Origin of the sequence: Alcanivorax xiamenensis (genome assembly GCF_009846745.1) — a bacterium.
Taxonomy (GTDB): domain Bacteria; phylum Pseudomonadota; class Gammaproteobacteria; order Pseudomonadales; family Alcanivoracaceae; genus Alloalcanivorax; species Alloalcanivorax xiamenensis.
Genome location: NZ_AQPF01000085.1, coordinates 1 through 7,236 on the forward strand (window position 1 = coordinate 1; position 7,236 = coordinate 7,236).

Here is a 7,236-nt window from a genome sequence, read left to right on the forward strand (position 1 = left end):
TGGAGGTCTTCGAGGTAACCGAGCAATACGGGTATTCTTTCCTCTCCTGGAAAGGTTTGTCGTCGTTGTCGTCCGGAACGCGGCGGTTCACTTCTGAGCGGGTCTGCACGGAGGCCTTCCGGGACCCTGTTTGACAGGGACGTCAAACCGGGAGCCTACAGGGATGTATTTACGGCGATCCCGGAAGGCCTCCGTGCAGACCCGTGCCTCCGATGGAGACCCACATTCCCGTTATTCCGCGATGAACTTTTTTATGACCGCCATCCATGGCGGTCACCCTGCGGGCCGTCGCCGAGCAACGTTAAAAATTGCTCCCGGCAATTTTTTATTTCCGCAACGCCCGCGGCCCCGGGTTTTGACTTTAGCGTCTGGCGTCTGGCGTCCGGCGCCCCGCCCCTTTTCAATCCTCGCCGCTGAACTCCGCTTCCATGTCCAGCTCCTTGATCTTGCGGGTCAGGGTGTTGCGGCCCCACCCCAACAACGCCGCCGCGTCGCGCTTACGGCCGCCGGTATGCTGCAGCGCCACTTCAATCATGGTGCGCTCGAACACCGGCACCGCCTGGTCCAGGATCGCCCGATCGCCCTGGGCAAGCGCCCGGTCCGCCCACTGGCGCAGGGATTTCTGCCAGTCGCCGCCGCCTTCGCTGGGCCGTCCCACTGACTGGCGCAGTTCCGGCGGCAGGTCGTCCACCAGCACCTCCCGGCCGGAGGCCATCACCGTCAGCCAACGGCAGGTGTTCTCCAGTTGACGCACATTACCTTGCCAGGGCAATGCCGCCAGGTACTTTTCGGTGTCCTTGTGCAGTACCTTGGGCTCCACGCCCAGCTCGCTGGCGGCCCGTTGCAGGAAATACCCGGCCAGTTGCGGTATGTCTTCCCGACGCTCCGCCAGTTTCGGGATATGGATGCGAATAACATTGAGACGGTGGAACAGGTCTTCGCGGAAATCGCCCTCGCGCACCAACCGTTCCAGATCCTGGTGGGTGGCGGCGATGATACGCACATCCACATGAATCGGCGTGGTACCGCCGACCCGGTAGAACTCGTTTTCCTGCAGCACCCGCAACAGTCGCGTCTGGGCCTCCAGCGGCATATCACCGATCTCATCCAGAAACAGGGTGCCGCCATTGGATTGCTCGAAGCGGCCGACCCGCTGGGCATTGGCGCCGGTGAACGCGCCTTTTTCATGGCCGAACAACTCGGATTCGATCAAGTCCTTGGGGATCGCCGCCATGTTCAGCGCCACGAACGGCTTTTCCCGGCGCATGGAATGACGGTGTAGCGCCCGCGCCACCAACTCCTTACCCGTGCCCGACTGGCCGTTGATCAGCACGGTGACATTGGAGTGGCTGAGCCGCCCGATGGCGCGAAACACCTCCTGCATGGCCGGCGCTTCTCCGATGATCTCGGTGGGGGTTTCCTCGTTGGCCACCACCGCTTCGCCCTGGGCTTCCTGACGGTGCTTGATGGCCCGTTTCACCAAAGCCACCGCCTCGTCCACATCGAACGGTTTGGGCAGATATTCGAATGCGCCGCCCTGATAGGAGGCCACCGCCGAGTCCAGATCCGAGTGCGCGGTCATGATGATAACGGGCAGATCCGGGTGCTTGCGCTGCAGAATCTTCAGCATGCGCAGCCCGTCGGTACCGGGCATGCGCACGTCGGAAATCAGCACATCCGGCTCCCTGGCACCTTCTTCCAGGGTATTCAGGGCCTCATCCGCATCCTCGAAACAGGCCAGTTGAAACCCTTCCTGGCTGAGCGCTTTCTCCAGCACCCAGCGGATGGAACGGTCATCGTCAATCACCCATATGGTCGAGGTCATGCCTGTGCTCTCCCTACATCATCGGGCCACCGGCCGGCCTGTCAGGCCGAATCCGAGGTGGCGAAGTTCGCTTCCGGTAACTCCATGGGCAGCAGCAAACTGAACAGGGTCCGGCCCGGTTCGCTGTCGCATTCGATCAACCCCTGGTGCTGGCTGATGATGGATTGGGCAATGGACAAACCCAGGCCGGAGCCATTGGCTCGACCGCTGACCATGGGATAAAAAAGGGTTTCCCTTAACTCTTCGGGAATCCCCGGGCCGTTATCTTCAATGTCCACCCGCAGCACCAGACGGTGGCGGGTGGAACCGATGGTGAATTGCCGCAATACCCGGGTGCGCAAAAGGACCTGGGCGCCCTCGGTGCCGGATTCCAACAACGCCTGAATCGCGTTGCGCATCAGATTGAGCAGCACCTGGATCAGTTGATCACGGTCGGCGGGGATGTCCGGCAGACTGACATCGTAGTCGCGCAGGATGCGCACCCCCTGAGGGTATTCCGCCAGCAACAGTTGACGCACATGCTCCAGACATTCGTGCACGTTCACGTCGGCGAACGCCGGCGGTTTGCGCGGCCCGAGCATGCGATCCGCCACTGAACGCAGGCGATCCGCCTCGTCGATGATTACCCGTGTGTACTCAGCCAGATCCGGGCTGGGCAAAGCACGCTCCAGCAGTTGCGCGGCGCCGCGGATCCCACCCAGCGGATTTTTGATTTCGTGCGCCACGCCCCGCACCAACGCGCGGGTGGCCTGATGCGCGTGCACCAGAGCCTCCTCGCGGCTGATTTTGAGCATGCGGTCGAGCCCCTGCATTTCCACCAGCAGCGCCATCGGATAACCGGGTTCCTGTAACGGCGTAATACTGTAGTCCACCGTTACCTGCACCCCGGGAGTCACATCCAGCTTCGCCTCCCGGCGGGTAAAGGGGTTACCGTCCTCGATGCACTGCTTTAGTGCGTCGCGGGCATTGCCATCATCATGGAAATAGTCCGGCAGCAGTTGGCCGATGATCCGGCTGGCACTGGTGGACAACAGAATCTCCGCCGCCGGGTTGAGATAACAAACCCGCAGCTCATCATCCAGCAGCATCACCGCGGTACGCAGGTGATCCAGCAAGCGTTTGTGCATTACCTTCTCGGTCTTCATGATTCGGCCCATAACGGGGCACAAGCAATTATCAGGCCACCCGTCAGAACCGCCGGAATGAGGCATACCGGGCACCGCTGAAGGGCGTCAAAAAGGCCAGGCGGCCAAAATCAGTGTAATCACTACGCGGAAGGGATGCACCGATTTGGTGCGAATCATGGAAAGAGGGTCAGGAATCGGGCTTGACGGTTTGAGCACGGCTGGCAGGCTGGCCCACGGAGGCCGGAGAACCGGTCTTCGCGCCACTTCCGCGAGCACTGCCGGTCCCGGGGCTGGCGGCGCCCCCTCGCTGGGCAGCCTGCCCGATCCCGGCCCGTCCACTGGGTGCCGGTGCCTGACCGCTTTGCAATCGGCTGGTGCGATGCACATGCACCGTGACCGTGGCGGAGCGTTTGATCTCCTTGCCCTCCTGGTCCAGCACTCGCGCCACCAGCACATGACTGCCCCGCTCCGGATCCCTCAGCGCGGTTCCAGCCAAAGGTTCGCCATTGTCCAGAACCTCAAGCCGGTGCCCGGCCTGAAGCGCCGGCTCCAGCGCTACTTCCACGCTGATCGGCCCCTCCGGATTGCGCACCGTGGCGTTCGGCCGCGGGGAAACAATCGCCAGACGCTGGTAGCCCTCGAAAACCGGCAGCGACGACTCCGGCGGCTCGGCCGGCGGCCGTTCCTGTCGCGGCCCTGGCACGGTATTGGTCGGGCCAATGCGTACCGCCTCCGCGTCGCGTCCCTTCGGCGGCGAGTCAGTGAACGTCACGTTGCCGTGCTCATCGACACTACGAAAGATCATCGCGCCCCCTGTTTCCGACACATCGCCGGCCCGCACCCAGACAGCGGCGCAGACGCCAAGCAAAGTGATCAACAGAACGGTTGTGGTTTTCATGCGGTCCTCCTCTCCCCCAAGAGTCATGGCTTTGATTCTGACCGCACCGGAACAGGGATAAAAGGGTCTGGGGCACACTATGGGCCCCGCCCTTTGTGGGCCTTGGAGACATAAACTCGGAAACTACTACAAGGCCGCTGTGGGAAGCTTGCTTGCAAGCGAATCTTGGGGCCCGGAAACCCATTCGCTTGCAAGCAAGCTTCCCACAGCGGCTTCATAGCCCCCCTTCCGTGCCAGCAATCGTTATGCCGCCATGAACCACAAAAAAGGCCCCGCCGGAGCGGGGCCTTGCAACTGCCGGGAACTTGGGATTCTTAGCAGCTGTAGTACATGTCGAACTCGACCGGATGCGGAGTCATGTTCAGACGCTCGATCTCTTCACGCTTGAGCTGGATGTAGCCGTCCAGCATGTCCTTGGTGAACACATCGCCGGCCATCAGGAACTCGTAGTCCGCTTCCAGACAATCCAGAGCCATGGTCAGGGTATGAGCCACGGTCGGGATGCCCTGAGCTTCCTCGGCCGGCAGATCGTACAAGTCCTTGTCCATGGCATCGCCCGGGTGCATCTTGTTCTTGATGCCGTCCAGGCCGGCCATCAGCAGCGCCGCGAAGCACAGGTACGGGTTGGCGGACGGATCCGGGAAGCGCGCCTCGATACGACGGGCTTTCGGGCTGTTCACCCACGGAATCCGGATGGAAGCGGAACGGTTGCGGGCGGAGTAGGCCAGCATTACCGGTGCTTCGAAACCGGGTACCAGACGCTTGTAGGAGTTGGTGGAACCGTTGGTGAAGGCGTTGATGGCGCGAGCGTGCTTGATGATACCGCCGATGAAGTACAGCGCTTCCTCGGACAGTCCCGCATAGCTGTCACCGGCAAACAGGTTTTTGCCGTCCTTGGCCAGGGACACATGCACGTGCATACCGGAACCGTTGTCACCGATCAGCGGCTTGGGCATGAAGGTGGCGGTTTTGCCATAGGCGTGCGCCACATTGTGGACACAGTACTTGAGGATCTGCACCTCGTCCGCCTTGGCGGTCAGGGTGTTGGCGCCAACACCGATTTCGCACTGGCCGGCGGTGCCCACTTCGTGGTGGTGCACTTCGATTTCCAGACCCATCTGCTCCATGGCGGCGCACATGGCGGCACGCAGGTCGTGCAGCGAATCCACCGGCGGTACCGGGAAGTAGCCACCTTTCACACCCGGACGGTGACCGATGTTGTTCTTCTCGAACTCATCGGCGGACACCCAGGCCGCTTCTTCGGAGTAGATGTTGTACATGGCGCCGGACATGTCGGACTTCCATTGTACGGAATCAAACACGAAGAATTCCGGCTCCGGACCGAACAGGGCGCTGTCGGCGATGCCGGTGGACTTCAGATATTCCTCGGCGCGCTGAGCCACGGAGCGGGGATCGCGCTCGTAGCCCTGCATGGTGGAGGGCTCGACGATGGTGCAACGCAGGTTCAGGGTGGTAACGTCGGTGAACGGATCGATCACCGCGGAACTGTCGTCCGGCATCATGATCATGTCGGACTCGTTGATACCTTTCCAGCCAGCGATGGAAGAACCATCGAACATCTTGCCGTCCTGGAAGAAGTCCTCGTCCACTTCCGAACTCGGAATGGTGACGTGCTGCTCCTTACCCCGGCTATCGGTAAAACGCAGATCGACCCACTTCACGTCGTTATCTTTGATCAGCTTCAGCGTCTTTTCAGACATTGTAGAACGTCCTCCTGGAACGGGTATGTGTCTGGCATTCAGTGGTATCGGCGGGCCGACCACTCGAAGCCGCTATTCTCGGGCACTCGGCCCCGCATGCCAATAGGTGAGCAAATTACGTGCCAGCCCTTTTTTAGCGCATTCGGGCCGCAACGCCCCGAAATCGGCCGGCATACCCGGCATGAAAGCACCAATACTGTGCATGCATGACAAGAACGCACCATTACAGTGCAATCGAAGGCTCCCCAATCTCAAGCGTCACCCGCACCTCATGACCTTCTTCCCGGGTCTCCAGCACCGCATGACCATTGATCCGGCACCAGGCGGGAATGTCATTGAGCGCCCCCGGATCGGTGCAGATCACCGTCAGGGTATCGCCTTGTTGAAGCGCATTCACTTGATTCTGGGTTTTGATCACCGGCATCGGACACAGCAACCGGCGGGCGTCCAATTCATGATGGCTCATGGTTATACCATCCATTCCTGTGGCACCTGATCCGGCGTCGCCGGGCACACCGGTAACTGGCGAGCCACGCCGCTGGGATCGCGCACTTCCACCACCACCTCGTCATCGGTTCGCCCCTTGGAATAACGGGCGACGATGGCGGCCGCCTGGCGCAGTTCCTCATCGGATGCCAGCTCACCGTCGATCAGGGCCAGCGGACCGGGGCAGCTCGACGTGGTGATGCTGGTGAACTGATACCGATACCCTTCCAGGAAGCGGTTCTCCCCTTCTTCACGGCTGATGATCAGCTTGTAGTGCGGCGCCGGACGGATATGCCGCCCCACCTTCAGCAGCATGATGTCATCCAGTTCATAGCGGCGCTCGTTACGGGCTTGCCACAGATCCGCCAGCTTGCGCGAATAGGACTCATCGGTAAGGAAGCAACAGCCGCCGGCGGGCTGGGCGAAGTCATCCAGGCCAAAGCGCTTGGCCAGTGCCATTTGCGGCTTGCGATTACGGCCGGAGAAGTCGTGCAATTGGCTGCGATCCACCCAGCCCTCCCGCTCCGGCAGGGTCTCCGGCAGGTTCCTGGCGCTGAGCGGACGCAGCAGGCGGTCATCGGCGCCGGATTCGCGGCTGATGATCGGCATGGTTTCCTTGCGCTGGCTCTTGGGGCGCTGCCCCACCACCTCACCGGTGATGATGAAGTCGAACCCCTTCTCGCCGGCCAGCTCCCGTGCCTTGTTCAGCATCAGGGAGGCCTTGTTGACCATGAAGATCTTGCAGTCCAGGCAGGGATTCAGATTGGCGCCGTAGCCGTGTTTCGGATTGAGTACCACATCCTTGTACTCCTCCGAAATATCCACGATATGCAGCTTGATACCCAGCTGCTCGGCGACCCAAAGCGCATTATTGCGCTTGTTTTTGTCCTTGTCCTTCTTGCGAATGGCGTGAGTGTGGCCTTCCACGCAGAAGCCGGTGAAGAAATTCACCCCTTCGACGTGGATGCCTTGTTCCTGCATGACTTTCACCGCCAGCATGGAGTCCAGGCCGCCGGAAACCAGGGCGATGGCGCGTCGTTGCAGCGGTTGTTGCAGCGTTCGAGGGGCTGACTCGGTCATAGGTCGGCTCGCGTGCCGGTCAAAAAATGGGCGGCGAGTATAGCAAACCCGGGCCGGGTAGCACTATCCGCTGGACGCTGGACGCTGGACGCTGGACGC

At 61.3% G+C, this 7,236-nt stretch carries 6 protein-coding genes; all 6 read right to left on the reverse strand.

Translation table 11 applies throughout. The features are described from left to right. Positions 1-400 precede the first annotated feature (400 nt). The 6 genes from glnG to A6D6_RS21220 all read right to left on the reverse strand — a co-directional run bounded on the left by glnG (position 401) and on the right by A6D6_RS21220 (position 7,137). A complete protein-coding gene (gene glnG, locus A6D6_RS21195; RefSeq protein ID WP_133491607.1) occupies positions 401-1,825 on the reverse strand; it encodes a nitrogen regulation protein NR(I) in 1,425 nt (474 codons plus the stop codon). Between the two features lie 41 nt (positions 1,826-1,866). Then, a complete protein-coding gene (glnL, locus tag A6D6_RS21200) occupies positions 1,867-2,970 on the reverse strand; it encodes a nitrogen regulation protein NR(II) (RefSeq protein ID WP_166643037.1) in 1,104 nt (367 codons plus the stop codon). 169 nt (positions 2,971-3,139) lie between these two features. Next, on the reverse strand, positions 3,140-3,850 hold the full coding sequence (locus A6D6_RS21205) for a DUF4124 domain-containing protein (protein ID WP_159661802.1): 711 nt from the start codon (positions 3,848-3,850) through the stop codon (positions 3,140-3,142). A 314-nt stretch (positions 3,851-4,164) separates the two neighbouring features. After that, complete coding sequence (gene glnA / locus A6D6_RS21210) at positions 4,165-5,571, reverse strand: glutamate--ammonia ligase (protein WP_133491604.1); 1,407 nt, start codon at positions 5,569-5,571, stop codon at positions 4,165-4,167. Between the two features lie 223 nt (positions 5,572-5,794). Continuing rightward, positions 5,795-6,037, reverse strand: coding sequence for a sulfurtransferase TusA family protein (locus A6D6_RS21215; protein ID WP_159661803.1), 243 nt, complete (start codon positions 6,035-6,037; stop codon positions 5,795-5,797). A 2-nt stretch (positions 6,038-6,039) separates the two neighbouring features. Next, on the reverse strand, positions 6,040-7,137 hold the full coding sequence (locus A6D6_RS21220) for a tRNA (5-methylaminomethyl-2-thiouridylate)-methyltransferase (protein WP_159661804.1): 1,098 nt from the start codon (positions 7,135-7,137) through the stop codon (positions 6,040-6,042). Between the last annotated feature and the right edge of the window lie 99 nt (positions 7,138-7,236).

Excerpts from the sequence above, each read along its gene's own strand:
- glnG (WP_133491607.1), bottom strand. The coding sequence starts at position 1,825 with ATGACCTCGACCATATGGGTGATTGACGATGACCGTTCCATCCGCTGG.
- glnL (WP_166643037.1), bottom strand. The coding sequence starts at position 2,970 with ATGAAGACCGAGAAGGTAATGCACAAACGCTTGCTGGATCACCTGCGT.
- A6D6_RS21205 (WP_159661802.1), bottom strand. The coding sequence starts at position 3,850 with ATGAAAACCACAACCGTTCTGTTGATCACTTTGCTTGGCGTCTGCGCC.
- glnA (WP_133491604.1), bottom strand. The coding sequence starts at position 5,571 with ATGTCTGAAAAGACGCTGAAGCTGATCAAAGATAACGACGTGAAGTGG.
- A6D6_RS21215 (WP_159661803.1), bottom strand. The coding sequence starts at position 6,037 with ATGAGCCATCATGAATTGGACGCCCGCCGGTTGCTGTGTCCGATGCCG.
- A6D6_RS21220 (WP_159661804.1), bottom strand. The coding sequence starts at position 7,137 with ATGACCGAGTCAGCCCCTCGAACGCTGCAACAACCGCTGCAACGACGC.